At 62.2% G+C, this 26,383-nt stretch carries 24 protein-coding genes; 15 read left to right on the top strand and 9 right to left on the bottom strand.

The genetic code is table 11. From position 1 onward, the window contains the following. Positions 1 to 88 precede the first annotated feature (88 nt). The 9 genes from HU773_RS14880 to HU773_RS14920 all read left to right on the top strand — a co-directional run bounded on the left by HU773_RS14880 (position 89) and on the right by HU773_RS14920 (position 12,761). Positions 89 to 1,918, top strand: a complete 1,830-nt coding sequence (locus tag HU773_RS14880) for an extracellular solute-binding protein (RefSeq protein ID WP_057959395.1) — start codon at positions 89 to 91, stop codon at positions 1,916 to 1,918. After that, entirely contained in the window at positions 1,915 to 3,753 is a 1,839-nt protein-coding gene (locus tag HU773_RS14885) for an extracellular solute-binding protein (protein ID WP_186625146.1), read from the top strand. Before HU773_RS14880 ends, HU773_RS14885 begins: the two co-directional genes overlap by 4 nt. Before the next feature lies 1 nt (position 3,754). Continuing rightward, positions 3,755 to 4,828: a microcin C ABC transporter permease YejB gene (locus HU773_RS14890; RefSeq protein ID WP_057436807.1), complete on the top strand. Its 1,074-nt coding sequence runs from the start codon at positions 3,755 to 3,757 to the stop codon at positions 4,826 to 4,828. A gap of 1 nt (position 4,829) precedes the next feature. After that, positions 4,830 to 5,849, top strand: a complete 1,020-nt coding sequence (locus HU773_RS14895; protein ID WP_057436809.1) for an ABC transporter permease — start codon at positions 4,830 to 4,832, stop codon at positions 5,847 to 5,849. 1 nt (position 5,850) lies between these two features. Further along, on the top strand, positions 5,851 to 7,461 hold the full coding sequence (locus tag HU773_RS14900) for an ABC transporter ATP-binding protein (RefSeq protein ID WP_057959392.1): 1,611 nt from the start codon (positions 5,851 to 5,853) through the stop codon (positions 7,459 to 7,461). A 176-nt stretch (positions 7,462 to 7,637) separates the two neighbouring features. Beyond that, positions 7,638 to 8,168, top strand: a complete 531-nt coding sequence (locus tag HU773_RS14905) for a sigma-70 family RNA polymerase sigma factor (RefSeq protein ID WP_186625147.1) — start codon at positions 7,638 to 7,640, stop codon at positions 8,166 to 8,168. After that, positions 8,165 to 9,133, top strand: a complete 969-nt coding sequence (locus HU773_RS14910) for a FecR domain-containing protein (protein ID WP_186625148.1) — start codon at positions 8,165 to 8,167, stop codon at positions 9,131 to 9,133. Before HU773_RS14905 ends, HU773_RS14910 begins: the two co-directional genes overlap by 4 nt. Positions 9,134 to 9,360: 227 nt before the next feature. Beyond that, positions 9,361 to 11,829: a TonB-dependent siderophore receptor gene (locus HU773_RS14915; protein ID WP_186625149.1), complete on the top strand. Its 2,469-nt coding sequence runs from the start codon at positions 9,361 to 9,363 to the stop codon at positions 11,827 to 11,829. A 110-nt stretch (positions 11,830 to 11,939) separates the two neighbouring features. Next, the gene (locus HU773_RS14920) at positions 11,940 to 12,761 is read left to right on the top strand and encodes a helix-turn-helix transcriptional regulator (RefSeq protein WP_057436815.1); all 822 of its coding nucleotides are present in this window, start codon (positions 11,940 to 11,942) and stop codon (positions 12,759 to 12,761) included. Position 12,762: 1 nt separating this feature from the next. Here HU773_RS14920 and HU773_RS14925 read toward each other — a convergent pair whose 3' ends face one another. Both HU773_RS14925 and HU773_RS14930 read right to left on the bottom strand, forming a co-directional pair. After that, complete coding sequence (locus HU773_RS14925; RefSeq protein WP_057445062.1) at positions 12,763 to 13,350, bottom strand: LysE family translocator; 588 nt, start codon at positions 13,348 to 13,350, stop codon at positions 12,763 to 12,765. A 97-nt stretch (positions 13,351 to 13,447) separates the two neighbouring features. Then, a complete protein-coding gene (locus HU773_RS14930) occupies positions 13,448 to 14,044 on the bottom strand; it encodes an NUDIX domain-containing protein (protein WP_186625151.1) in 597 nt (198 codons plus the stop codon). A gap of 183 nt (positions 14,045 to 14,227) precedes the next feature. Here HU773_RS14930 and HU773_RS14935 point away from each other — a divergent pair, with 183 nt between their 5' ends. Both HU773_RS14935 and HU773_RS14940 read left to right on the top strand, forming a co-directional pair. Next, complete coding sequence (locus HU773_RS14935) at positions 14,228 to 15,397, top strand: GGDEF domain-containing protein (RefSeq protein ID WP_057436819.1); 1,170 nt, start codon at positions 14,228 to 14,230, stop codon at positions 15,395 to 15,397. A 74-nt stretch (positions 15,398 to 15,471) separates the two neighbouring features. Then, complete coding sequence (locus HU773_RS14940; RefSeq protein WP_186625153.1) at positions 15,472 to 16,356, top strand: alpha/beta hydrolase; 885 nt, start codon at positions 15,472 to 15,474, stop codon at positions 16,354 to 16,356. Between the two features lie 202 nt (positions 16,357 to 16,558). On the opposite strand, the gene HU773_RS14945 is transcribed toward HU773_RS14940, so the two are convergent. Next, positions 16,559 to 16,771, bottom strand: coding sequence for a PLDc N-terminal domain-containing protein (locus tag HU773_RS14945; RefSeq protein ID WP_057959387.1), 213 nt, complete (start codon positions 16,769 to 16,771; stop codon positions 16,559 to 16,561). A 105-nt stretch (positions 16,772 to 16,876) separates the two neighbouring features. Beyond that, complete coding sequence (locus HU773_RS14950; RefSeq protein WP_057436825.1) at positions 16,877 to 17,086, bottom strand: DUF3079 domain-containing protein; 210 nt, start codon at positions 17,084 to 17,086, stop codon at positions 16,877 to 16,879. Between the two features lie 176 nt (positions 17,087 to 17,262). Between HU773_RS14950 and HU773_RS14955 the strand changes: the two genes are divergently transcribed. From HU773_RS14955 to HU773_RS14970, 4 genes are read left to right on the top strand one after another with little or no spacing between them, the layout of a single operon-like run. Continuing rightward, positions 17,263 to 17,793, top strand: a complete 531-nt coding sequence (locus HU773_RS14955; protein ID WP_186625154.1) for an iron transporter — start codon at positions 17,263 to 17,265, stop codon at positions 17,791 to 17,793. Further along, complete coding sequence (locus HU773_RS14960; protein ID WP_057436827.1) at positions 17,794 to 18,117, top strand: cupredoxin domain-containing protein; 324 nt, start codon at positions 17,794 to 17,796, stop codon at positions 18,115 to 18,117. Between the two features lie 17 nt (positions 18,118 to 18,134). Next, positions 18,135 to 18,977: an FTR1 family iron permease gene (locus HU773_RS14965; RefSeq protein WP_115128327.1), complete on the top strand. Its 843-nt coding sequence runs from the start codon at positions 18,135 to 18,137 to the stop codon at positions 18,975 to 18,977. Positions 18,978 to 19,009: 32 nt separating this feature from the next. Next, positions 19,010 to 20,335, top strand: coding sequence for a 4Fe-4S binding protein (locus tag HU773_RS14970; protein ID WP_186625222.1), 1,326 nt, complete (start codon positions 19,010 to 19,012; stop codon positions 20,333 to 20,335). Positions 20,336 to 20,529: 194 nt separating this feature from the next. Here HU773_RS14970 and HU773_RS14975 read toward each other — a convergent pair whose 3' ends face one another. The 5 genes from HU773_RS14975 to HU773_RS14995 all read right to left on the bottom strand — a co-directional run bounded on the left by HU773_RS14975 (position 20,530) and on the right by HU773_RS14995 (position 26,305). Continuing rightward, positions 20,530 to 22,149, bottom strand: coding sequence for a methyl-accepting chemotaxis protein (locus HU773_RS14975; protein ID WP_186625156.1), 1,620 nt, complete (start codon positions 22,147 to 22,149; stop codon positions 20,530 to 20,532). Between the two features lie 100 nt (positions 22,150 to 22,249). Further along, the gene (locus tag HU773_RS14980; RefSeq protein WP_057436833.1) at positions 22,250 to 22,945 is read right to left on the bottom strand and encodes an anaerobic ribonucleoside-triphosphate reductase activating protein; all 696 of its coding nucleotides are present in this window, start codon (positions 22,943 to 22,945) and stop codon (positions 22,250 to 22,252) included. Then, positions 22,942 to 23,097 carry an anaerobic ribonucleoside-triphosphate reductase gene (gene nrdD, locus HU773_RS27560; RefSeq protein ID WP_038441552.1) on the bottom strand — a complete coding sequence of 52 codons (156 nt, stop codon included), beginning with the start codon at positions 23,095 to 23,097 and terminating at the stop codon, positions 22,942 to 22,944. The genes HU773_RS14980 and nrdD overlap by 4 nt, the downstream gene beginning before the upstream one ends. Before the next feature lie 64 nt (positions 23,098 to 23,161). Further along, entirely contained in the window at positions 23,162 to 25,156 is a 1,995-nt protein-coding gene (locus tag HU773_RS14990) for a ribonucleoside triphosphate reductase (RefSeq protein WP_186625158.1), read from the bottom strand. A 96-nt stretch (positions 25,157 to 25,252) separates the two neighbouring features. Beyond that, entirely contained in the window at positions 25,253 to 26,305 is a 1,053-nt protein-coding gene (locus HU773_RS14995; protein ID WP_128592999.1) for a PDDEXK nuclease domain-containing protein, read from the bottom strand. Positions 26,306 to 26,383: the final 78 nt, after the last annotated feature.

The raw sequence follows: 26,383 nt of genomic DNA on the forward strand, positions 1-26,383 counted from the left end.
ATGGCCTTTTCAACAGTCTTTTTCCAAGTGGAACAAGCTGTTACTGTACCGATCATAAAGCCCAAGCCGCCCGGATCGGATCTCTGACTTGAAGCGTCCCCTCCTTCTACTAATAAGTCTGGCCTTGAGCTTTTGTGCGAATGCGACCATTACCGAGAACCACGGTTATGCGCAGTTCGGTACGCTCAAGTACCCGGCCAAATTCACCCACTTCGATTGGGTAAACCCCGCAGCGCCCAAGGGCGGCACCTTGCGGGTCATGGCATTTGGCACGTTTGATACCCTCAACCCCTATACCTTCAAGGGCTCCAGCCCAGTCTCAACCGCCAATTTCCTGCAATACGGCGTCAATGAGCTCAACGAGCCGCTGATGGTCGGCACCGGCCAGTACGCCCCGTCCGGCGACGAGCCCACGTCCAGTTATGGCCTGATTGCCCAATCTGTGGAGTACAGCGAGGACCGCAGTTGGGTGGTGTTCAACCTGCGCCCGCAAGCGCGTTTCCATGACGGCAAGCCCATTACCGCCGACGACGTGGCGTTTTCCTACCGCACGTTGCTGACCGAAGGCCATCCGCAATACCGCACCAACCTGCAGGAAGTGGCCCGGGTGGATGTACTCAACCCCCATCGCATCCGCTTCGTGTTCAAGCGCGCCGGCAACCCGTTGTTGATCCTGCGCCTGGGTGAGTTGCCGGTGCTGCCTCAGCACTACTGGAAAAACCGCGACTTCAAGGCCACCACCTTCGAGCCACCGCTGGGCAGCGGGCCCTATCGCATCAGCCAGGTCCAACCGGGCCGGCAATTGGTGTTCGAGCGGGTCAAGGACTATTGGGGCAAAGACCTGCCGGTCAATCGCGGGTTCTACAACTACGACAAGGTCGAGGTGGAGTTCTATCGCGACAGCGACGTGGCCTTCGAGGCATTCAAGGCCGGCGAATTCGACATTTATATCGAACACCAGGCCAAAAACTGGGCCAATGGCTACAACTTCCCGGCGGTGAACCGTGGCGAAGTCATCAAGGCGCAGATTGCCCACCAGGTTCCGACCCAGAGCCAGGGCCTGTTCATGAACAGCCGGCGCGCCACTTTCAGCCAGGCCAAGGTGCGCGAAGCGCTGGGGTTGATGTTCGATTTCGAGTGGACCAACCGCACCCTGTTCAGCGGCGCCTATAAACGCACCCTGAGCTACTACCCCAACAGCGAATTCGCAGCCAGCGGCCTGCCGGTGGGTCATGAATGGCTGATGCTCTCACCCTATCGCGACCGACTACCGGCCAATCTGTTTACCCAGGCCTTCAGCCTGCCGCAGACCGACGGGCGCGGCATCCCCCGGGAAACCTTGCGTCGTGCCCTCGGCCTGCTGGCCGAAGGTGGCTGGACACTCTCTGGCCAGCGCCTGCTCGACAGCAATGGCCAGCCGCTGCGTTTCGAAATCCTGCTGGTCAACCCGAACCTGGAGCGCATCCTGCAACCTTACGTCGAAAACCTGCGCAGCATCGGCATCGATGCCCGCCTGCGTACGGTAGACCGCGCGCAGTACAAGCAGCGCCTCGATCAGTTTGATTTCGACATGATCCTGATGACCCTCAACCAGACCTTGAGCCCTGGCCTTGAGCAGTGGCAGTACTTCCACTCCAGCCAGGCCGCGATCAAAGGCAGCAAGAACTACGCGGGCATCGCCAACCCGGTGGTCGACCACCTGCTGGAGCAACTGCTCGCCGCGCAGACCCGCGACCAACAAGTCGCCGCCGGCCGGGCTTTGGACCGGGTCCTGCTGTGGCAGCACTACAGTATTCCCAATTGGTATCTCAACTATCATCGCCTGGCGTACCGTAACCGGTTCGCCTTCGTCACCACGCCGCCCTACAGCCTGGGCCTGAGAGCGTGGTGGCTGAAAGCTTCGGAGAAACCCCAATGATGCCTTTGCGTACTGCGATTATCAGTGGCCTGTTGTTTTGCGCCCAGGCCGTTGCTGCCCCACAACATGCCCTGACCCTGTATGACGAGCCGCCCAAGTACCCGGCCAATTTCAAGCATGTCGACTACGTCAACCCGGATGCGCCCAAAGGCGGCACCTTTCGCGAAGCAGCCATGGGCAGCTTCGACAGCCTCAATCCGTTTATCAGCAAGGGCGTGCCCGCCGATAACATCACCCTGGTCTACGACACCCTGGCCCAGCAGGGCCTGGACGAGCCCATCACTGAATATGGCCTGATCGCCGGCAAGATCGAAAAGGCCCCGGATAACAGCTGGGTACGCTTCTACCTGCGGCCCGAAGCGCGCTTCCACGATGGCCATCCGGTGCATGCCGAAGATGTGGTGTTCACCTTTGAAACCCTGATCACCCAGGGCAGCCCGATCTACCGCACCTACTACGCCGACGTCGCCGAAGTGATCGCCGAAGACCCGTTGCGCGTGCTGTTCAAGTTCAAGCACACCAGTAACCGCGAGCTGCCGTTAATCCTCGGCCAATTGCCAGTGTTGCCCAAACACTGGTGGGCCGGGCGTGACTTTGCCAAGAGCAGCCTGGAGATCCCCCTGGGCAGCGGCCCGTACAAAGTGGCCGAGGTCAAGCCAGGGCGCTCGATCCGCTACGAGCGGGTCAAGGATTACTGGGGCAAGGACCTGCCCGTCAACAAGGGCCTGTACAACTTCGATTACCGCGTCAGCGATTACTACCGCGACAGCACCGTGGCCCTAGAGGCGCTCAAGGCCGGGCAGTTCGATTACTGGCAGGAAATGACGGCCAAGAACTGGGCCAACGCCTACAACGTCCCGGCCGTGGCCGAGGGCCGGCTGATCAAGGAAGAACTGCCGAACGGCAATCCCACCGGGATGCAGGGTTTTGTGTTCAATATCCGCAAGCCGATGTTCCAGGACGTGCGGGTGCGCAAGGCGATCAGCCTGTTGATGGACTTCGAATGGACTAACAAGCAACTGTTCAACGGCGCCTACACCCGTACCCGCAGCTATTTCGAGAACTCGGACATGGCCGCCACCGGCCTGCCCAGCCCTGCCGAACTGGCGATTCTCGAACCGCTGCGCGGCAGGATCCCTGACGAAGCCTTCACCCAGGCCTTCGCCCCGGCAAAAACCGATGCCAGCGGCATGATCCGCACCCAGCAGCGCGAAGCCTACCAACTGTTGCAAGAGGCCGGCTGGCGCATTGTTGACGACAAGATGGTCGACACCACCGGCAAGCCGGTGAGCATCGAGTTCATGCTGGCCCAGACCGACTTCGAGCGCATCCTGCTGCCGTTCAAGCGCAACCTGGCGGACCTGGGCATCGAACTGGTGATCCGCCGGGTCGATGTCTCGCAATACGTCAACCGCGTGCGCTCGCGGGACTTCGACATGATGGTCGGCAGCTTTCCGCAGTCCTCTTCACCGGGTAACGAGCAGCGTGAGTTCTGGCAATCGAGCAGTGCCGACAAGCCCGGCAGCCGCAACTACATCGGCCTCAAGGACCCGGCCATCGACGAATTGGTGGAACAATTGATCAACGCCGACTCGCGTAACAGCCTGGTGGCCCACGCCAAGGCCCTGGACCGGGTCTTGCAGTTTGGCTACTACGTGATCCCCAACTGGCATATCAAGACCTACCGCGTGGCCTATTGGAATCACCTTGGCCACCCTAAAGTCCCGCCGCGCTATGACGTGGGCATTGCCACTTGGTGGATCAAGCCCGATCAGGCCCCGGCCGTGACGCCGCAACCCCAGACCACGGCCGTTCCGGCGAGCGGAGGCGACTGACATGCTGGCTTATATTTTTCGCAGGTTGCTGCTGATCATCCCCACGCTGTTCGGCATTTTGCTGATCAACTTTGTGATTATCCAGGCCGCCCCCGGCGGCCCGGTGGAACAAATGATCGCCAAGCTCGAAGGCTTTGAAGGTGCTACCAGCCGCATCGCCGGTGGCGGTGCCGAAGTCTCGGTGGCCGGCTCCAGCTACCGCGGGGCCCAGGGCCTGGACCCGACGCTGATCAAGGAAATCGAGAAGATGTACGGCTTCGACAAGTCGGCGCCGGAACGCTTGTGGATCATGGTCAAGAACTACGCCCAGCTGGACTTTGGCGACAGCTTCTTTCGCGACGCCAAGGTCATCGACCTGATCAAGGAGAAAATGCCGGTGTCCATCTCCCTCGGGTTATGGAGCACCCTGATCATGTACCTGGTCTCGATCCCCCTGGGGATCGCCAAGGCCACTCGCCATGGCAGCCACTTTGACGTGTGGACCAGTTCGGCAATCATCGTCGGCTATGCGATCCCGGCGTTCCTGTTTGCCATCCTGTTGATCGTGGTGTTTGCCGGCGGCAGTTATTTTGACTGGTTCCCGTTGCGGGGACTGACCTCCAACAACTTTGACGAACTGAGCTGGGGCGGCAAAATCCTCGACTACTTCTGGCACCTGGCGCTGCCGGTCACGGCCCTGGTCATCGGTAACTTCGCCACCATGACCCTGCTGACCAAAAACAGCTTTCTCGACGAGATCAACAAGCAGTACGTGATCACCGCCAAGGCCAAGGGCCTGACCAATCACCGCGTGCTCTACGGCCATGTGTTCCGCAACGCCATGCTGCTGGTGATCGCCGGGTTCCCTTCAGCGTTTATCGGCATCTTTTTTACCGGCTCGCTGCTAGTCGAAGTGATCTTCTCCCTCGACGGCCTGGGCCTGATGAGCTTTGAAGCGGCGATCAACCGCGATTACCCGGTGGTGTTCGGCACGCTGTTTATCTTCACCCTGCTGGGCCTGGTGGTGAAACTGATCGGTGATTTGACCTACACCCTGGTCGACCCGCGTATCGACTTCGAAAGCCGGGAGCATTGAGATGACGCTATCCCCCCTCAATCGCCGCCGCTTCGAGCGTTTCAAGGCCAATAAACGTGGCTGGTGGTCGCTGTGGCTGTTCCTGATCCTGTTTGGCCTGAGCCTGGGCGCCGAGTTGATCGCCAATGACAAGCCGTTGGCAGTGCATTACGACGGCGACTGGTACTTCCCGGCGCTCAAGCGCTACCCGGAAACCACCTTCGGCGGCGAATTCCCCCTGGAAGCCAACTACAAAAGCCCGTACATCCGCGAACTGCTCAAGGCCAAGGATGCCTGGACGCTCTGGGCACCGATCCCCTACAGCTACCAGAGCATCAACTACGACCTGAAAGTCCCGGCGCCGGCGCCGCCCTCGGCGGATAACCTGCTGGGCACCGACGACCAGGGCCGCGACGTGCTGGCGCGGGTGATCTATGGCTTTCGAGTCTCGGTGCTGTTTGCCCTGACCCTGACGGTGTTGAGCTCGATCATCGGTGTGGCGGCCGGGGCCCTGCAGGGTTTTTATGGCGGCTGGGTCGACCTGGCCGGCCAGCGGTTCCTGGAAATCTGGTCGGGGTTGCCGGTGCTGTACCTGCTGATCATCCTCGCCAGCTTTGTGCAGCCGAACTTCTGGTGGCTGCTGGGGATCATGTTGCTGTTTTCCTGGATGAGCCTGGTGGACGTGGTGCGCGCCGAGTTCCTGCGCGGCCGTAACCTGGAATACGTGCGCGCGGCCCGCGCCCTGGGCATGCAGAACGGCGCGATCATGTTCCGCCATATCCTGCCCAATGCCATGGTCTCGACCATGACCTTTATGCCCTTCATCCTCACCGGCGCGATTGGCACCCTCACCGCCCTGGACTTCCTGGGCTTCGGCCTGCCCGCCGGTTCGCCGTCCCTGGGCGAGTTGGTGGCCCAGGGCAAATCCAACCTGCAGGCGCCATGGCTGGGCATCAGTGCCTTTGCGGTGCTGGCGATCATGTTGAGTTTGCTGGTGTTTATCGGCGAGTCCGCTCGCGATGCCTTCGACCCGAGGAAATGAGATGAATCAGGACAATCTGATCGAAGTCCGCGACCTCAGCGTCGAGTTCGTCACCGGCGAGCAGCATCAGCGCGTGGTGGAAAATATCAGCTTCGATATCCGCCGCGGTGAAACCCTGGCCCTGGTCGGCGAAAGCGGCTCCGGCAAGTCGGTGACCGCCCACTCGATTCTGCGCCTGCTGCCCTACCCCCTGGCGCGGCATCCGTCCGGCACGATCAAGTATGCCGGGCAGGATCTGCTGACCCTGAAAGAAAAGCCCCTGCGCCAGATTCGCGGCAACCGCATTGCGATGATCTTCCAGGAGCCGATGACCTCGCTGAACCCGCTGCACTCCATCGAAAAGCAGATCAACGAAGTGCTGGGCCTGCACAAGGGCCTGACCGGCAAGGCTGCGACCCTGCGCACCCTGGAACTGCTGGACCTGGTGGGCATCCCCGAACCGCACAAGCGCCTCAAGGCCTTGCCCCATGAGTTGTCCGGCGGCCAGCGTCAGCGGGTGATGATCGCCATGGCCCTGGCCAACGAGCCGGAACTGCTGATCGCCGACGAGCCGACCACGGCCCTGGACGTGACCGTGCAGTTGAAGATCCTCGAACTGCTCAAGGAGTTGCAGGCGCGCCTGGGCATGGCGCTGTTGCTGATCAGCCATGACTTGAACCTGGTGCGGCGCATTGCCCACCGCGTGTGTGTGATGCAGCGCGGTTGCATTGTCGAGCAGGCGTCCTGCGAAGAACTGTTTCGCTCCCCGCAGCATCCGTACACCCAGGAACTGCTGGCCGCCGAGCCCAGTGGCGGTCCGGCGAGCAACGCGGTTGGCCCACCACTGCTGGAAGTCGACGACCTGAAAGTCTGGTTCCCGATCAAAAAAGGCTTCCTGCGCAATACCGTCGATTACGTCAAGGCGGTGAACGGCATCCACTTCAGCCTGCCCCAGGGCCAGACCCTGGGCATTGTCGGCGAAAGCGGCTCGGGCAAATCCACCCTGGGCCTGGCGATCCTGCGGTTGATCGGCAGCAAGGGCGGGATCCGTTTTGAGGGCCAGCAACTGGACCAACTCACCCAGCAACAGGTGCGGCCATTGCGCCGGGAAATGCAGGTGGTGTTCCAGGACCCGTTTGGCAGCCTGAGCCCGCGTATGTGCGTCAGCGAGATCGTTGGCGAAGGTTTGCGCATCCACAAGATCGGCACCGCGGCCGAGCAGGAAGCAGCGATTATCGCCGCGCTCAAGGAGGTGGGGCTCGACCCGCAGACCCGCCACCGCTACCCCCACGAATTCTCCGGAGGTCAACGCCAGCGCATCGCCATTGCCCGCGCCCTGGTGCTCAAGCCACGCCTGATCCTGCTGGATGAACCCACCTCGGCCCTGGACCGCACGGTGCAGCGCCAGGTGGTGGAACTGCTGCGTAACCTGCAGGCCAAGTACAACCTGACCTACCTGTTTATCAGCCATGACCTGGCGGTGGTCAAAGCCCTGAGCCATCAGTTGATGGTGGTCAAACAGGGGCAAGTGGTGGAACAGGGGGATGCCAAGACCATCTTCGCCGATCCCCAGCATGCCTATACCCGGCAGCTGCTGGAGGCCGCGTTTCTGGTGCCAACCTCACGTAGCTGATCTTGAGTTTAGGCCGGAGACGCCTTGTGGGAGCTGGCTTGCCAGCTCCCCCATTTGATTTGTGCAGCTCTGCAGGCAAAGCCTTTCGCAAAAGCAAACCAATATCATTTGCGCTGCCCGCAGGCCTTTGCTTTAATCGCGACCAATTCCTATTCACGTCGTGGCGCCAGCGCCGGTTGGATATTGTGTCGACTTCCCCCGCTTCCTTCAGTCAGCTCTACGGCAGCCACCACTCCTGGCTGCTCGGCCTGTTGCGCCGGCGCCTGAGCAACCGCTGGGATGCCGCCGACCTGGCGCAAGACACCTTTATCCGCGTGCTCAAGCGCCCGCCTGACCAGGCTGACGCCGTGCGCGAGCGCTCGTACCTGGCCACCATCGCCCGTGGCCTGTGCATCGACCATTGGCGCCGCCGCCAACTGGAGCAGGCCTGGCTGCAAAGCCTCGCCGACCGCCCACAGGCGGTGCAGCCATCGCCGGAGCAGCGGGCGATCATTGTCGAAACCCTGTACGAGGTCGATGCCATGCTCGCGCGCCTGCCGCGCAAGGTCAGCGACGCCTTCCTGCTGGCGCAACTGCATGGCCTGACCTACAAGCAAATCGCCCTGCAGTTGGGGGTCTGTGAGCGCATGGTGAAAAAATACATGGCCCAGGCGCTGTTGCACTGCGCGGTGCTGGAAGCCGAGCTCGACGGGGTGCTGGTGGAATGAACCCCAGCGGAAAACTCAGCCACGCCAGCCTGCAGCAGGCAGCCCAATGGTATGTGCGCCTACAGGACCCGCAAGACGGCAGCCAGGCACAACAGCATTGGCAGACATGGCTGGGGCAGAACCCCGAGCATCAGGCTGCCTGGCGCTATGTCGAGCGCGTCAGCCAACGCTTCGCGCCCTTGACCGACGAGCCCATCGGCGCCGGCCGCGCCCTGCGCAGCACGCGGCGGCAAACCCTCAAGACATTATTGGTACTGTGCGCCGGTTCGACCTTGGCCTGGGGTACCTGGCGCGGCACTGCCCTGCCCCGGGTGATCAGCGGCTGGAGCGCCGACTACGCCACGGCCAGCGGCGAGATCCGCGACGCATTGCTCGCCGACGGCACACATATCTGGCTCAACGCCCTGAGCGCCATGGATGTACGCTTCGATGCGCAGCAGCGCCTGCTGCACCTGCGTTTTGGCGAAGTGTTGATCGACACCGCCAAGGACCTCCAGCGCCCGTTCCTGGTCGACACCGCGCACGGCCACCTGCGTGCCTTGGGTACGCGCTTCAGTGTGCTGCACAGCGAAGACAGCACCACCCTGAATGTCTTCGACGGCCGGGTAGAAGTGCGCACCGCCGACGGCCAGCAGGTACGCATTATCGAGTCCGGACAACAGGCGGTGTTCGGTCGGCACACGATCCGCAGCACAGTGCCCGCATCCGCCACCCGCGAGGCCTGGAGCCGCGGCGTGCTATTGGCCGACAACCTGCCCCTGGGCCAATTGATCGGTGAACTGAACCGCTACCGGCCCGGCCACCTCGGTTGTGATCCGGCCGTGGCCCATCTGCCAGTGATGGGCTCGTTCCCGCTCAAGGACAGCGAGCATGCGTTGCGGCTGCTGAAGGCGGCATTGCCGATCCAGGTGGACAGAGTGCTGCCGTGGTGGGTCAGCGTGGGGCCCAAAACACACGCTACCTAACGCCAACCGTCCGGGCTGTTGTGGCGAGCGGGCTTGCCCGCGTTGGGTCGCGTAGCGGCCCCAAAAGATGGGACTGCTGCGCAGTCCAACGCGGGCAAGCCCGCTCGCCACAACAGGCCTGGCTCAAGGCGAGCAGTTTTTTTGGCTCCACCTGTTCCCCTTTTCGACGTTCGTTCGGTTAACCCAGCAGACGCTTTCATATTCGCCGAATCCGTAGGGAACCTTCCATGTCGCAACCCACTGCTTTCACGCTGCGCCCCCTGGCGCTGGCCATCACCGCGACCCTGCTCTGCCTGGGCCCGCTCAATGTGCAGGCGGTGGAAACGCCGTCGACCCAGGAAACCACGCGCAGCTACAACATTGGCGCCGGGTCGCTGGTCAGCGTGCTGAATCGCTTTGCCGAGCAGTCCGGGGTGTTTATCGCCGGCCACAACAGCCTGGCAGCCGGGAAGACCAGCCCTGGACTCAGTGGCAGCTACACCCCCGCAGCCGGCTTGCAGCGTTTGTTGCAAGGCAGCGGTTTGCAGGCCCAGCCCCAGGGCGACAATGGCTATGTGCTGGAGCTGGTGCCGCTCAATACCGGCGAGCTGGAGCTGGGTGCCACCACCATTTCCGGCGTGGCCCTGGGCGCCACCACCGAAGACAGTCATTCCTACACCACCGGCTCGATGGCCTCGGCCACCGGCCTGCCGCTGTCGATCCGCGAGACGCCGCAGTCGGTCACCGTGATCACCCGCCAGCAGATGGATGACCAGGGTTCCAACAACATCGCCGACACCCTGCGCCGCGCCCCTGGCGTCAGCGTGCAGAACTACGACAGCGAGCGCTGGGAGTTCTCCAGCCGTGGCCTGCCGATCACCAATTTCCAGTACGACGGCGTCAACTCCACCTATGACGGCGTGTATGACTACGGCACCACCAGCACCGACATGGCGGTGTACGACCACCTGGAAATCATCAAGGGCTCATCGGGCCTGATGAGCGGTTCGGGCGACCCGTCGGCCACGGTCAACCTGATCCGTAAAAAGCCCACCAAGGACTTCAAGGCCTCGGTTACCGGCACCGTGGGCTCCTGGGACAACTACCGCACCGAAGGCGATATCTCCGGGCCGCTGACCGAGTCGGGCAATGTGCGCGGGCGTTTTGTCGGGGTTTATCAGGATCGCTCGTCGTACCTGGACCACTACCAGCACACCAAGGACATTGCCTACGGCATCCTCGAAGCCGATCTGACTCCCGACACCCTGCTGACCTTCGGTATCGACCAGCAGGACACCCGCTCCCGTGGCGCCAGCTGGACCGGTTTCCCGATGTATTTCAGCAATGGCAATCGCACGAATTTCTCGCGCTCGTTCAACCCCGCCGCCGACTGGAGCCGCCGCGACTTCCAGAACCAGACGATCTTCGCCTCGGTCCAGCAAAAGCTGGCCAACGACTGGTCGCTCAAAGTCAGCCTGGACCGCAAGCGCAGCCAGCACGACACCTTGCTCGCCTCCGCCAGTGGCGGCAACCCGGACCAGGTCACTGGTGAGGGCATGTATATGTTCATGGGCAAGTACAAGGGCGACCAGGTGCAGAACACCCTCGACGTCAACCTCAGCGGCCCGTTCAGCCTGTTGGGTCGCGAGCACGAGTTGATCATGGGCTTTATGGCAACACGCTCGAAACAGGACGTGCCGGTCTACGGTTCGATCTACCCGCCGGTGGGCGGCAGCATTTATGACTGGCGTGGTGAGTACGCCAAGCCGGATATCCCGCGCAGCGGCCAGAACGATATTGTGCAACGCCAAACCGGCGCCTACCTGGCGACCCGCCTCAAGCCTACCGATGACCTGTCGGTGATCCTGGGTACCCGCGTCAGCAATTTCAGCAACACCGACACCACCGACTTCTACGCTGCGACGAGTACCGACGCCCGCACCAGCTACAAGCAAACCGGGGTGGTGACGCCCTACGCCGGGGTGGTCTATGACCTCAACGACATCTGGTCGGTGTACAGCAGCTACACCAAGATCTACCGCCCGCAAAACAGCAAGGATGCCGACCGCAAATTGCTCGACGCGATTGAGGGCGACACTTACGAAGCCGGGCTCAAGGCGGCCTTTTTCGACGGCCGCCTGAACGCCAGCTTCGCCGCGTTCCGCATCGAACAGGACAATGTCGCGCAATACGTCTCGGGCTTTGAAAGCGACTCGATCTATCGCCCGATTGCCGGCGCCACCACCAAGGGCTTTGAGGTGGAACTGGCCGGCGAAGTGCTGGACGGCTGGAATGTCTCGGCCGGCTACACCTACCAGCACACCCGCGATGCCAACGACGATTACGTCTACAGCTCGGTGCTGCAAACCACCACGCCGCAACAAGTGGTGCGCCTGTTCAACACCTATCGCCTGCCGGGCGCGCTGGACAAGGTGACCCTCGGCGCCGGGGTCAACTGGCAGAGCGAGTTCTTCGGCAATGTGTTCCAGCCCAACCCGAATGACACGGTCAACTTTGGCCAATACGCGCGCATCACCCAGGACAGCTACTACCTGGTGGACCTGATGGCACGCTATCGCTTCAACGAGCACTTGAGCGCCACGTTGAACGTGAAAAATGCCCTGGATAAAAAGTACTACACCGGCCTGGGCAACTTCGGCACCGGGTTCTACGGCGAGCCGCGCAGCCTGCAACTGGCGACGCGCTGGGACTTCTAAGCCTGGGGCGTCCCCTGAAAAATGTGGGGGCTTGCCGGCGCCTAGATAAGGTCGGCGGCGTATTTATGTGCAATCATCGTGGTCCTACAAGGTCCCCCGGAGATTGCACCATGGCGCTGCCCGACCTCGCCGCCCCACGCTTCTGGCGTGATGCCAGCCTGCCGTTTATCGAGGCGCGTACCATCGAGGATGGGCGCAAGGTCTGCTACACCCGGCATGCCCACGACCACTTCTCGATTGGCGCGATCACCGCCGGGCAAAGCCTGTATCTCCATGGCCCGGACACCTTCCACATCCGCGCCGGCACTGTGGTGCTGATGAACCCGGGCGATGTGCATGCCTGCAACCCCATCGACGACCAACCCTGGTCGTATCACATGCTCTACATCGACACGCCCTGGCTGACCGATCTGCAACACCAGTTGGGGTTTGCCAGTGACTTGGGCTTTCGCCGCTTCGACGCGACCCATACCGACGACCCGCTGCTGTTTGCCGGCCTGTTGGAGCTGTACACCGTGCTGGTCGACGAGCACACCGAACACCTGCAGAAACACAGCGCCGTGGTGAGTTTTTTCACTGAGGTGCAACTGCGCCTGAACCCGGCTGCCGAGCCTGTACGCGAGGTCAATCACAAGCTGGAACACGCCGCCGAGTACATCCGCGCGCATTGCACCGAGGCGCTGAAGCTGGAAGCAATCTGCCAGGCAGCGCAGCTGTCGCCGTCGTACCTGATCCGCGCGTTCAAGCAGGCTTACGGCATGACGCCCCATGCGTTCCTGATCAACCAGCGCGTCCAGTTCGCCCGCAACCAGTTGCGTAGCGGCCACCTGATTGCCGATGTGGCACTGGCCGCCGGTTTTGCCGACCAGGCGCATCTGCAACGCACGTTCAAGCAACACCTGGCGGCCACGCCGGGGCAATATCGCGGCTGACTCACGCCAGCAACAGGTACACCACGCTGATCACCAGCAACAGCGCCATGGCCCGATTGAACAGGCGCATGCCCCGGGCATTGCTCAGGTAACGACGAAAGAACGTGCCGACATACGCCCAGCACGCCACTGATAGATAGCAAATCACCAGGTACACCGCCGCCAGTTGCCAGACCCGCGCGGCCTCGCCATCGGCCGCAAACAGGCCCATGCCCGCCACGCACGCCAGCCAGGCCTTGGGGTTGAGCCATTGCATGACCGCGCCATAGAGCATCGACGGCGCAACAGCCGCGTCTTGCGCATCCAGCCGGCCGTCGTCCATCGCCAGCTTGTAGGCCATGTACAGCAGAAAGGCCACCCCGCCCCACTGGATGCCCTGGGTCAGGATCGGCCAGCGCACCAGCAGTTCGTGCAGGCCCAGGCCAATCAACACCAGCAGCAAGGTGAAGCCCAAGGCCGCGCCGGCCACGTGTTTCTGGCTGGCGGCAAAACCAAAGCGCGCGCCCGAGCCAAGGGCGACCACATTGACCGGGCCGGGGGTGATGGACGTCGCCAAGGCGAAGGCGGCCATGGACATGATCAAACTCATTGCACTTCCTTTTTTGTAATGACAGGTGGACAGGCCTGTACGCTACGTCCCTGTAGCCAGTGCGTATTGAAGAAAATGCCCCTGGAGGCGCTGGCTTCTACGCGCGGGTCAGCGCCGCCTTGAGCAGCCGCAGCTCCAGGTATTGCAGGAGCATGATGGTCTTGCCATCGACAATTTCGCCGCGGCCAACCATGGCGATGGCCTCGTCGAATCCCAACTCCAGCACCTGAATATCTTCGCCTTCGTGCTCCAGCCCGCCGCCCTCGCCCACGCGGTCGCCAGGTTGGTACTCACCGATAAAGAAATGAATGCGCTCGGTCACCGAGCCCGGGCTCATGAAGGCCGAGTAGATTTTCTCCACGTGGCCGACGCGGTAGCCGGTTTCTTCCTCGACTTCCAGGCGAATACGTTCCTCGGGGCTGGCGTTGTCCAGCAAGCCAGCGGCGGTTTCGATCAGGTAGCCGTCATGACCATTGACGAAGGTCGGCATGCGGAACTGGCGAATCAGCAACACTGTGCGCTGCAAGGTGTTGTACAGCAGGATGGTTGCACCGTTGCCACGGTCGTACACCTCGCGGGTCTGGGCTTGCCAGCTGCCGTCCCGGCGACGCAGGTCGAAGCTGTATTTTTTCAGCAGGTACCAGTTGTCCGAGAGCAACTCTTCGGCGGTGATGCGTACGGGGCTGTTGTCCATGGGGGGCCTTTTGGTCGCAGGGTCGCGCAGCATGTCGGTGACGCCCTGCCAGCGTCAAGCTGTCCATAGGCCAGCATTGTTATGCGTTATCCAGCTACAATTGCGCCCTTTGTGCACCGGATCACCGCCCAGGCATGTGTCCGACGGGGTGATCTCGACAGTGCATCCTTCGGGGTCAAGGACATGATGCTGCACATACCGACGCTCCTGATAGTTGCCGTCTTCGTTTTTTGCCTGATGGGCTTGCTCACCGTGCATGCCTGGCATCGCGTACGTGAGCCCACCCTGGGCTATCTTGGCGTGATGCTGTTGCTGGCCTCCCTCGGCACGGCGTTGATGGTCGTGCGCGGGGTGGGCGTGGACTTCGTCGCGCTGGTGATAGGCAATGTGGTGCTCCTGATGAGCGCGGCAATGAACTGGACCGCCATGCGCCTGTTTGTCCAGGGCAAGCCACACCTGCCGGGCATCCTTGCGGGGCCGGCGCTGTGGCTGGTGATGTGCCTGGTCCCGCAGTTCTATGGCTCGATGTCCAGCCGGGTGACCCTGTATTCCCTGATAGCCGCGAGCTACGGCGTGCTGTCGGCCCTGGAGTTGTGGCGCCACCGTCAACACCTGGAAGTGGCCTATCTGCCAGCCGTGGTGCTGATGCTGTTGCATACGACCTTTTACTGCGTGCGCGGCGTGCTCGATCCCGGCATGCCGTACAAGGACCCGAACGCATTGATGAACGACGGCGTACAGCTTTTTTCGTTCATGCTGTTCGAATCCATGCTGTATGCCATCGGCATCGCCTACGTCACCCTGGCGATGGTCAAGGAGCGCGCCGAACTCAACTTCAAGGCGGCCGCCTTCACCGACGTGCTGACCGGTATCGGCAACCGCCGGGCGTTCATGCTCCATGGCGAACAACTGCTGGCCGACAGCATGCAGCGCGGGCAGCCGGTGACATTGCTGTTGTGTGACCTCGACTACTTCAAGCGCCTGAACGACAGTTTTGGCCATCCCATGGGCGACCAGGCGTTAATCGCCTTCAGCCAACTGACCGCGTCGATCTTGCGCAAGCACGATCTGTTTGCGCGTATTGGTGGCGAAGAGTTTGCCTGCCTGCTGGCCAATACCGATGAACGAGGCGCCGTGCAAGTGGCGGAACGCATTCGCCAGCGGTTCGCCGAGCTGGACCTGCTGGCACCGGGGTTCCTCAGTGTGAGCATCGGGGTGGTGACCACCACGCCGGCCTGCCACGATCTGTCGCGCCTGCTGTCCCAGGCCGACCAGGCGCTGTATCGCGCCAAGGATCAGGGGCGCAATCGCGTGCAGACCGCCTGTAACACTTTGCAAGCAATCGCCCCCTGACGGTGGTATGAATATTCCCCTCACTGGCCAGGCATCTGGTAAAAATCCGGCTTCGCTCCTGTCCTGGAACCTCCATGGCCTCACGTTTTCTCTCGCGCCTGCGTTTGCGCTGGTTGCCCCTGCTGTGCATGGCATTGCTGATCATCGGCCTGCCCGTGGGCTGCAATGTGCTTCAACACAAGGAGCGCGAGCTGGTGTTTCGCATCGAGCCCGGCACCGCCAGTTGGTACCGCGGCCTGCCGCAAGGCTTACAGGAGTTCGAACTCAAGCCGGCCAGCTTCAAGTCCGGGCAGAGCCTGCATGGCTGGTGGTGGCCGGCGGCGAAAAAAGACGCGCCGGCGATCCTGTACCTGCACGGCGTGCGCTGGAACCTCACTGGCCAGCTGTTTCGCATCGAGCAACTGCACGCCCAGGGCTACTCGGTGCTGGCCATCGACTATCGCGGGTTTGGCCAGAGCCAGGGCGACTTGCCGTCAGAGACCAGCGTCTATGAAGATGCGCGGATTGCCTGGGAGCGCTTCCAGTTGCTGCAACCTGATCCAGGCAAGCGCCTGATCTACGGCCATTCCCTGGGCGGCGCCGTCGCTATCGACCTGGCGGCCGAGTTGGGCCAGCAGGCCGCCAATAAACAGCTGCCGCCGCCGGTGCGCGGGCTGGTGATCGAGTCCACCTTTACCTCCCTGGCCGACGTGGCGGCGGCCGTGGCCAATACCTCGCTGCCGGTGCGCTGGTTGCTGTCGCAGAAGTTTGATTCCATCGACAAGATCGCCGAGATCCATATGCCCTTGCTGGTGGTGCATGGCCTTGACGACCGCTATGTGCCGCCGCGCTTCAGCCAGCAACTGTTTGATGCGGCCCTGGAGCCCAAGCACCTGCTGTTGGTGCCGGGGGCGAGTCATAACAACAGCCTGAGCCTGGGTGGTCGCAGCTATCGCCAGGCGCTCCAGGGTTTGCTGTAGAACTGCGGATCCGGCACCGATTTCAGCGACGCGTGTCAAGCGCAAGCCGCACGCCAAAAGGCTTGCGAACGATCCTGATCAAATATTAACCGCGGGTTGAATCGCCAGCGCTGCCGGGCCCGCGCAAGGTTATCCACAGAGATACCCACGGTTTTCGTGGACAACTCTTTTGGCATTTAAACGATTTTTTTACGCGGGAGGTTCACCGATTGGCGCCGGCGTTTTCCTTGGCAATCGCCTTGGGCCCGGTGATCGCCCACAGAATCATGCCCAGCAGCGGCACGAATACAATCACCACGACCCACAGCATCTTGGTTTCGGCTCGACTGGCACTGCGCAATACGCAGTTGATCGCCCACAACTCAGCCAGCACCAACAGCGTTGCCAAAATAATCCAGATGTATTCGATTTGCATGGTTCACCTCCTGAGGTCATATACCTTAGGGCCAGGGGTGAACGTGAGGGTTCAGAAAAAATGCCAACGACTGCTCAGGCACCTGGCAAGTCCCCTCACCACCGGTCAGCCAGCTTCCGGCACTTTGTCCGTAGCAATCGGCAACTCAATCCCCCAATCACCATGCAGGTACCAATCGTCGCCGATCATCTCGGCCGGATGCATGGTGCGGTCAGCCCCGTTGCCGCAGGCCAGGGAGGTGGTTGCGCAGTAACGGTCACAGCCCCAGCAGATACGTTCGGGGTGTTTGGGGTTGAGCGGGAATGGCTTGGCCATGAGCAGGCTCCACAGCGGTGGGCAGTGATTGGATCCTACGGCTGGCGCCGCCCCACGGCCTTGACCAACGTCAAGAATGGTTATGTGTATATCCCTGGAAACTTGACAGGAATCATTATTATTTACAGCAAAGCTTTCTAGACTCGACTTCTCATTTGCCCTGTCAGGAAGTACCCATGCGTATCCCCTTCACGCTGTCACTGGCCCTGCTGTTGTCGACTGGCGCAGCCGTCGCCAAGGAATACCCGATCGGCGAGCCACAAATGTGCCCTGGCCTGGAAGTCGGCGCGGTCTATCTGCAACCGATCGAGATGGCACCGCCAGGCATGATGCGCGCCACCGCCGATTCGGATGTGCATCTGGAAGCCGATATCCGCGCCACCGCCGACAACCAGCAGGGCTTCCAGGAGGGCAGTTTCGTGCCCTACCTCAACGTATCGTTCCGCCTGCAGAAACAAGGCGGCGCAAGCCCGATCATCGGTGAGTTCCACGCCATGGTGGCCAACGACGGGCCACACTACGGCGACAACGTCAAGCTGCTGGGCCCGGGCAAATATCAGCTGACCTTTACCGTGATTCCGCCCAGCGGCCATGGCTCACTGGGCCGGCACACCGATAAGGAAACCGGGGTCGCGCCGTGGTTCGAGCGATGTGAAGTGCACTACGAATTCGTCTACGCGGGGATCGGCAAAAAAGGCGGCTACTGAATGCGCCGCCCCCTCGCCCTCTGCGCCCTGCTGGCCTGTGGCTCGGCCCTGGCCGCACCCTTGCCCACCTATGAATTGACCCTGCAAGACGGCCACTTCACCCCGGCGCAACTCAAGGTGGCGGCCGGCCAGCGCTTCAAGATCGTGCTGAAAAACATCGGCCAGGGCCCGGCCGAGTTCGAGAGCACACCACTGCGCGTGGAAAAGGTGCTGTCACCGGGGGTCACCACCTTCGTGGTGATCCACCCGCTCAAACCGGGCGCCTATCCGTTTTTCGACGAATTCAACTCACAGCTGCCCGAAGGCAGCATCCTCGCCGAATAACGGCCCAGGAGCATTTGATGAATCAATCGATGTTTATCGTCTGGCGCGAAAGCGTCGAGGCGTTGCTGGTGATCGGCATCCTTCAGGCCTGGATCAGCCAGCAGCCCGAGGACTCGCGCCTGGGGCGCTTCCTGTGGGCTGGCGTGGTGCTGGGCCTGCTGTGTTCTGCCGGGCTGGCCGGCCTGATGCTGTGGGCCGGCGAAGCCATGAGCGGGCCTGGCGGCGAATGGTTCCAGGCCGGCATGACCCTGCTGGCAAGCCTGCTGATGGTGCAGATGGTGTTCTGGATGCATCGCCACGGGCCGGGCCTGCGCCATACCCTGCTGCGCGAAGCCGATCAGCGCGCGGCACGCCAGGGTGGCCTGGGGTTGCTGTTGCTGGCGCTGTTGGCGGTCAGCCGTGAAGGCAGCGAGACCGTGGTGTTTCTGTACGGCGCCGGCGCCCATCTGGACGGCCCGGCATTGGCTCTGTTCGCCATTGGCGGCGGGCTGGGCCTGGTGTTGGCCGGGCTCACAGTGATGCTGCTGCGCAGTACACGCCGGTTGATTTCCTGGTCGAGTTTTTTCGCCCTCAGCGAGGCTCTGTTACTGCTGTTGGCAGCCTCCTTGCTAGTGGCCGCCGTGGAACGTATCGGCGGGCAACTGCTGGCGATGGACATGCCCAACTGGGTCTACACCCTGGTCGGCGAAGCCTGGTGGGACAGCAGCGTGCTGCTCAGTGACAGCCACGGCCTGGGCGCCGTGCTCGCAGGGTTTGCCGGCTACCGCGCGACGCCCAGCACTATCACCCTACTGGTGCTGGCGGGGTATTGGTTGCTGGTCGGCCGCGGGCTGTACCGGGCCCGGCGAGCGCCGTTGTGAACACCCCCTGGCTGCAACGCCTGGGGGATGGCATGCGCCGCCATGGGCGGGTGATTCGTGGCGTGCAATGGGCCGTGGTGCTGTTCTACGCCGGGCTGCTGGTAGTGCCGGCGTGGCTGCCGCTACCCGACAGCCAGGCACGCCTGCTGGATAACCTGACGCTGCTGGCACAGTTCCTGTTCTGGGGCCTGTGGTGGCCGTTCGTAGTGCTGTCCATCGTGTTGTTCGGCCGCGTGTGGTGCGGCGTGCTCTGCCCCGAAGGCTCCTTGAGCGAATGGGCCAGCCGCCATGGACGTGGCCTGGGCATTCCGAACTGGATCCGCTGGGGCGGCTGGCCCACGGTAGGCTTCTGCCTGACCACCCTCTACGGCCAGTTGATCAGTGTCTACGACTACGCCCAGGCGGCCCTGCTGATTCTCGGCGGTTCGACCGTGGCCGCCGTGCTGGTGGGGTTGTTGTTCGTGCGCGGCAAACGGGTGTGGTGCCGCTACCTGTGCCCGGTCAGCGGTGTGTTCGCCCTGCTCGCGCGCCTGGCACCGGTGCATTTCCAGGTCGACGAACAACGCTGGAAAGCCAACGACGGCCCGCGCCTGCCCTTGCCCAACTGCGCGCCGCTGCTGGACATCCGCCGCCTGCAAGGCGCCAGCGATTGCCACGCCTGCGGGCGCTGCAGCGGGCAACGGGGCGCGGTGCAGTTGATTGCCCGCTCATGCAATAGCGAAATCCTCCAGGCCCCACGCAAACCCGCGTTGGCCTGGGATACGCGCTTGTTGCTGTTCGGGGTGATCGGCCTGGCGATGGGCGCCTTCCAGTGGACCGTCAGCCCATGGTTTATCACGCTCAAGCAGTCCCTGGCGCAGTGGCTGGTGGAGCGCGACTGGCTGTGGCCATTGCAGGACAGCGCGCCCTGGTGGCTGTTGACCCATTACCCCCAGGCCAACGACAGTTTCAGTTGGCTGGACGGCTTTTGCATCGTCGCGTACCTGGGCGCCAGCGGCCTGCTGATCGGCGGCGCCTTGATGGGGCTGGTGCGCCTGGCCGCAAGAATCAGCGGTGATCGTGCACGGTATTGGGCCCTGGCGTTGACCTTGACGCCCCTGGGCGGTGCGGGGCTGTTCCTCGGGCTGTCGGCCACCACGGTGAAGTTGTTGCGCTACGAAGGGTTGCTGCTCGAATGGGTCCAACCGGCGCGCGGCGCATTGCTGGTCGGGGCTGTTGGTTGGTGTGTGTGGCTGGCGTGGACACAGCTGGCCGATCTACCCCTGGCGCGACGCTACGCTGCCTCGGCTTGCCTGCTACTGGGTAATGGGCTGGTGGCGTATGGCTGGTGGCTACAGTTCTGGGGCTGGAACCTGTAAGACGCCGTTCAGTCAAGCGAACGCAATACTCAAAGCGGCGCAGATCAAATGGGGGAGCGGGTTTGCTCGCGAAAGCCGTGGGTCAGTCAACATCAATGGTTGCTGGGCCGACGTCTTCGCGGGCAAGCCCGCTCCCACAGGGGATCTGCGCTTAACTGAACGGCATTCGGGCAAGCCCGCACACAGGCCCAGCGCTAAACGCGGAACCTGGCGACTGTCAGGTGCAACTCGCTAGCCATCTGCGCCAGCTCATGCCCGGCCGTATCGGTATGCCGGGCCCCCAGCAACACCTGCTCGGACAGGTTGCGAATGCCCACCAGGTTGCGATCCACTTCCCGCGCCACCAATGCCTGTTCTTCGGTGGCGCTGGCGATCATCAGGTTGCGTTCGTTGATCTGCGAGATCGACTGGGTAATCGCTTCCAGCGCCTCGCCAGAGCGTTGTGCCACGCTTAAGGTGGCTCGCACCAGGTCGCTGCTGCCCTGCATCGCGGTCACGGCCTGTTCGGTGTCCAGGCGGATATTGCCGATCATCTGCTCGATCTCCTGGGTCGAGGCCTGGGTGCGATGGGCCAGGGCCCGCACTTCATCAGCCACCACCGCAAAACCACGCCCGGCATCCCCGGCCCGTGCCGCTTCGATGGCCGCGTTGAGCGCCAGCAGGTTGGTCTGGTCGGCAATACTGCGGATCACCTCCAGCACGCCGCTGATGTCCTGCACCCGCCCGGCCAGTTGCTGGATGCGCACCGACGTGCCGCTCACACCCTCTGCCAGGGTGCTGATCGAGGCGACCGTTTCCTGCACCTGATCACGCCCAAGCTGGGCGGTCTGCGCCGACATACGCGAGGCTTCGCTGGTGCTGACGGCATTGCGCGCCACCTCATCCACCGCCGCCGTCATCTCGTTGACCGCGGTGGCCGCCTGTTCAATCTCCATACCTTGCGACTGCAGGCTACTGCTGGTCTGGCTACTGACCGCGCTCAACTCCTCGGACGAACTGGCCACGCGGTCCACCGACGCGGCGATCTGGCGCACCATTTCGTTAAGGTTGTGCTGCATGTGCTGCAGGTTCTTCATCACGCTGCCGTCAGCGCTGCCTGCCGTTGGCACTACCGTGGTCAGGTCGCCCTGGGCAATCTGGCTCAACACCCGCGCCGCCTCGTCGGGCTCGCCGCCCAGGGGCCGGGTCACGCTGCGGGTGACAATCACCGCTGCCGCCACCACCAGGGCCACGCACAGCAGGAACAGCCCGAGCATATTGCGCCGCGCGTCGCTGTACAGGGTATGCGCAGCGTGTTCGCGCTCGGCAAAAATCTGCCCCTGCAGGGCCATCATCGCCTCCAGGCTCTTGAACACCGCCTGCTCGGCGGGTTGTACGTTTTGCTTGAGCTGGGCCACACCCTCGGCATGGGCGCCCTGGCGAATCAGTGCCTGCACCTGGGTAAAGGCGCCCACATAGGCTTCGCGGTGTTTCTTCAGGTCGGCGTAGGCGGCCTGGCCGGCGGCCGTATCGAACAACGGCTCTAACTGGGTAAAGGCGTCGGTGATGCGTTGCCGGGTAGTACCAATGGCCTGCTGGGCCGCCTGGTTATCCTGGTCGATCAGCAAGTCTCGGGTGTTGCGGCCGTTATCGCGCACGCCGGTGGCAATCACCATGATCGGGGCGATTTTCGGCCAGTCCTGCTGCACGATCAGCTCCGACTGTTGTTTGAGGGTGCCCAGGTCGTGCAAGGCGTACAACGCCATGCCGGCCAGGGCCAGGGGGGCGATAGCAAAGCCGATGGCGATGCGGCGGGCGGTGGTTAATCGAGTCATGTCATAAGCTCCCTGATGAATACCTGCCCACAAGGGGCAGCATCTTTGTAGATCCGGTGGGAGTTCAGTCGCCACGCTTGAAAGGGGTTGTGCGAAAGGATCAACCCCGTAAAACAAATGCCGGGAACAGTGCCCGCATTTTTTCCCACAGTTCCGGCAGCAAGGCTTGCGCTGAAACGCTCGGCAACTGCTCATCGAGCATGCGCGCGGTGCGCACCAACTGCACGGCGAAACGCTTGACCCCTCGTTCCTGCAAACGCTGGGCCAGCAGCAGCAGGCGCTGCGGGTCAATCAGGTGCCAGTGCACGGTGGTGCGGCACTCATAGTCCACGCCGCTGTGCAGCAGCAGGTCGAGGCTGCGCCAATTGGCGGCGCCGCTGCCTTTGACCTGGGTGATCAACTGGCAATCCTCGGCCAGGGCCTTAACGTCAAACCCGACCCAGTCGGCATGAACCAGGGCGTGGCCGAACGCGGCAGGCTTGATCCCGGCACTGTGCAGGCCAATGCGAAAGCCCATATGGCGCACTTCGTCCATGGCTGCCGGCAGGCCTTCCTGCAAGGTCGGTTCGCCGCCGCTGAACACCACGGCGTCCAGCAGGTCCTGGCGGCGTTGCAGAAACAGCAAAACCCGGCGCCAATCCACCTCATCGCTGCCGCGAGGGGGGATCAGGTCCGGGTTATGGCAATACCGACAACGCCAGGCGCAGCCCTGGCAAAACAGCACGCAGGCGAGCATGCCGGGGTAGTCGAGGGTGGTCAGGGGCACCAGGCCCCCGACCCGTAGCGCTCGGCTCATTGGCGCCCGGCCGCAGCGGCACTTTCGGTAAAGTGCGCACGCTCGCGATGCTCCGATTGCTTGCCGGGATTGAAGGCCGAAACCGGTCGGTGGTAGCCCATCACACGGGTCCAGACTTCACAGCGTTGGCGTTGGGGCTGAGAGGTTTGCATGGTCAATCTCCTTGGGGTGAAGCCTATTGCCAAACCGGCAACAGGCACTTGTGGTAACCACTGATTAATGGGGCAGGCCCAGGGCTTCGTCGCACTTGGGGCAGAATTCATGTTCGCCCGCCAGGTAGCCGTGCACCGGGCAGATGGAGAACGTGGGGGTTACCGTCAGGTATGGCAGGCGGAAGCGTCCCAGGGCCTTGCGCACCAGCTGCTTGCAGGCCTGGGCCGAGGAAATCTGTTCGGCCATGTACAGGTGCAACACGGTGCCGCCGGTGTATTTGCATTGCAGTTCGTCTTGCAGCTCCAGGGCTTCGAAGGGGTCTTCGGTAAAGCCCACCGGCAGTTGTGAGGAGTTGGTGTAGTACGGCGCATCAAGGCTGCCGGCCTGGAGAATGTCGGGGTAGCGCTTGAGGTCTTCCTTGGCAAACCGGTAGGTAGTGCCTTCGGCCGGTGTGGCTTCCAGGTTGTACAGGTGGCCGGTGTCTTCCTGGAAGCGCAGCAACGTGGCGCGCACATGGTCCAGCACCTGCAGCGCAAACTCGCGGCCACGGGCGGTATGGGTGCCCTCCTCGTCGCCGGTGAAATTACGCAGCATCTCGTGCATGCCGTTCAGGCCAATGGTCGAGAAGTGATTGCGCAAGGTGCCCAGGTAGCGCTTGGTATAGGGATACAAGCCGGCGTCCATATGGTGCTGGATCACTTTGCGCTTGACCTCCAGGCTCTCCATCGCCAGTTCCATCAAGTGGTCCAGGCGTTGCAGCAGGCCACTGGTATCGCCCTTGAACAGGTAGCCCAGGCGCGCGCAATTGATCGTCACCACCCCCAATGAACCGGTCTGTTCCGCCGAGCCGAACAACCCGCCGCCACGCTTGAGCAACTCGCGCACGTCCAGTTGCAGGCGGCAGCACATCGAGCGCACCTGGTTGGGCTGCATATCGGAGTTGAGGAAGTTCTGGAAGTACGGCAGGCCGTAGCGCGCGGTCATCTCGAACAGGCGGTCAGCGTTTTCGCTGTCCCACGGGAAGTCATGGGTAATGTTGTAAGTCGGGATCGGGAAGGTAAACACCCGGCCCTTGGCGTCGCCCGCCTGCATCACTTCGATATAGGCGCGGTTGATCAGCTCCATTTCCACTTGCAGATCGCCGTAGGCAAACGGCATTTCTTCGCCGCCGATAATCGGGATCTGCTCGCGCAGGTCTTCCGGGCAGACCCAGTCGAATGTGAGGTTGGTAAACGGTGTCTGGGTGCCCCAGCGCGACGGCACATTGAGGTTGTAGATGAACTCCTGCACCGCCTGGCGGATCTCGGGGAACGTCAGTTGGTCCTTGCGCACAAAGGGCGCCAGGTAGGTGTCGAACGAACTGAATGCCTGGGCGCCGGCCCACTCGTTTTGCAGGGTGCCGAGGAAGTTGACCATCTGCCCCAGGGCGCTGCCCAGATGCTTGGGTGGCCCGGCTTCGACACGGCCAGGCACGCCATTGAGGCCTTCGTGCAGCAGCGTGCGCAGGGACCAGCCGGCGCAGTATCCCGCGAGCATGTCCAGGTCGTGGATATGCAAGTCCGCCTCACGGTGAGCCTGGCCGATCTCCTGGCTGTAGACCTCGTCCAGCCAGTAATTGGCCGTGACCTTGCCCGACACATTAAGCACCAGCCCACCCAGGGAATAGCCTTGGTTGGCATTGGCCTGCACGCGCCAGTCCTCGCGGTCGAGGTACTCGTTCATCGAGGTGGCGACCTCCACCAGGGTCTTGCGATCCCGGCGCAGGCGCCCGTGCTGCTCGCGGTAGACGATATAGGCGCGCATCGCCATAAAGTACCCGGCATCCATCAACACCCGCTCGACGCTGTCCTGGATCTGCTCCACATCCAGCCGGGCGATCCCGCGCAACCTGGCGAGCACCGCCCCCAACAACAGATCGACCTCGGCCTCCTGATACTCGCCGGTGGCGTTACCGGCGGCGATTATCGCCCGGCGGATTTTTTCGGCGTCAAAGGCGACCTGGGTGCCATCGCGCTTGTGTAGGCGGGTACTGACCAGCGGGCTTGAGGTGATCTGCATTGGGGGCTCCAAACACTACATATAGATTTAATAGTTCGTATAAACACAAGATGCAGTGATGGTACGCAGTGAATGCCGGGTTGCAATTGACCAGGGTCAAGTTTGCGAAGACGTATCGTCACAGGCCAGTTCACGTTCAATCTGTTCAATGCTGGGCAAGCTGATTTGGAGTTCTGCCGGGAGGGAGTCGACCAACTGGTACTCCGCCACCCCGATGGGGCGAGCGCTGTCACGCAAAGCGTATTCAGCCACTATCTTGTTTTTGCTTTTGCACAGCAGCAGGCCGATGGTGGGGCTGTCTTGTGGGTGCTTGAGTTGGGCGTCCACCGCAGCGAGGTAAAAACCCAACTGCCCCAGATGTTCTGGTTTGAACTTGCCCGCCTTGAGCTCGATCGCGACGTAACAGCGCAGTTTCAGGTGATAAAACAGCAGGTCAAGGAAGAACTCCTCGCCGCCCACATCCAGCAGCACCTGCTTGCCGACAAAGGCAAAGCCTGCCCCCAGCTCCAGTAGAAAGTCGGTGACATGCCTGATCAGTGCGCTTTCGATCTCGCGCTCCTGCGCGTCCAGGGTCAGTCCCAGAAAGTCGAAACGGTAAGGATCTTTCAGCGACTCGCGGGCCAAGTCCGACTGGGGCTTGGGCAGCAGGGTTTCGAAGTTGCTGACAGCATTGCCACTGCGCTCGAGCAAACGGGTCTCGATCTGCATGACCAGAATGTTGCGTGACCAGTTGTGTTCAATGGCTTGGGCGGCGTACCAGCGACGGGTTTCGGGGCCGGGTAGCTTATCGAGCAACGCTAATTGGTGATACCAAGGCAATTGTGCAAGCACCCCTTGCACAAACTCAGCGTCCGGCCAGGCTTCAGCAAATGCGCGCATGTACTTGAGGTTGCGTGGCGAAAAACCTTTCATATCAGGAAAAGCTGAACGCAAATCCCGCGCCAGACGCTCGATGACTTTTGCTCCCCATCCCTGCTGCGCCTGTCGGGTCAATATGTCCTGGCCAATCTGCCAGTACAGCAGCACCAGTTCACGGTTTACCGCCAGAGATGCACGCAGTTGGGCAGAGTGGATGCGGCTTTTCAGTTCTTTCAACCAGTCGCCATATCCCTCAGGTGGTGCGGTGAGGCCGTCAGGGGGTCGATTCATACCTAACTCCTTTTCGATAGTGCTCGTTGTAGAAACCGGCAATGGTAACGACCGAAAAAAGCCACGCGGGCCAACGGA

This window comes from Pseudomonas shahriarae, from assembly GCF_014268455.2.
GTDB lineage: Bacteria > Pseudomonadota > Gammaproteobacteria > Pseudomonadales > Pseudomonadaceae > Aquipseudomonas > Aquipseudomonas shahriarae.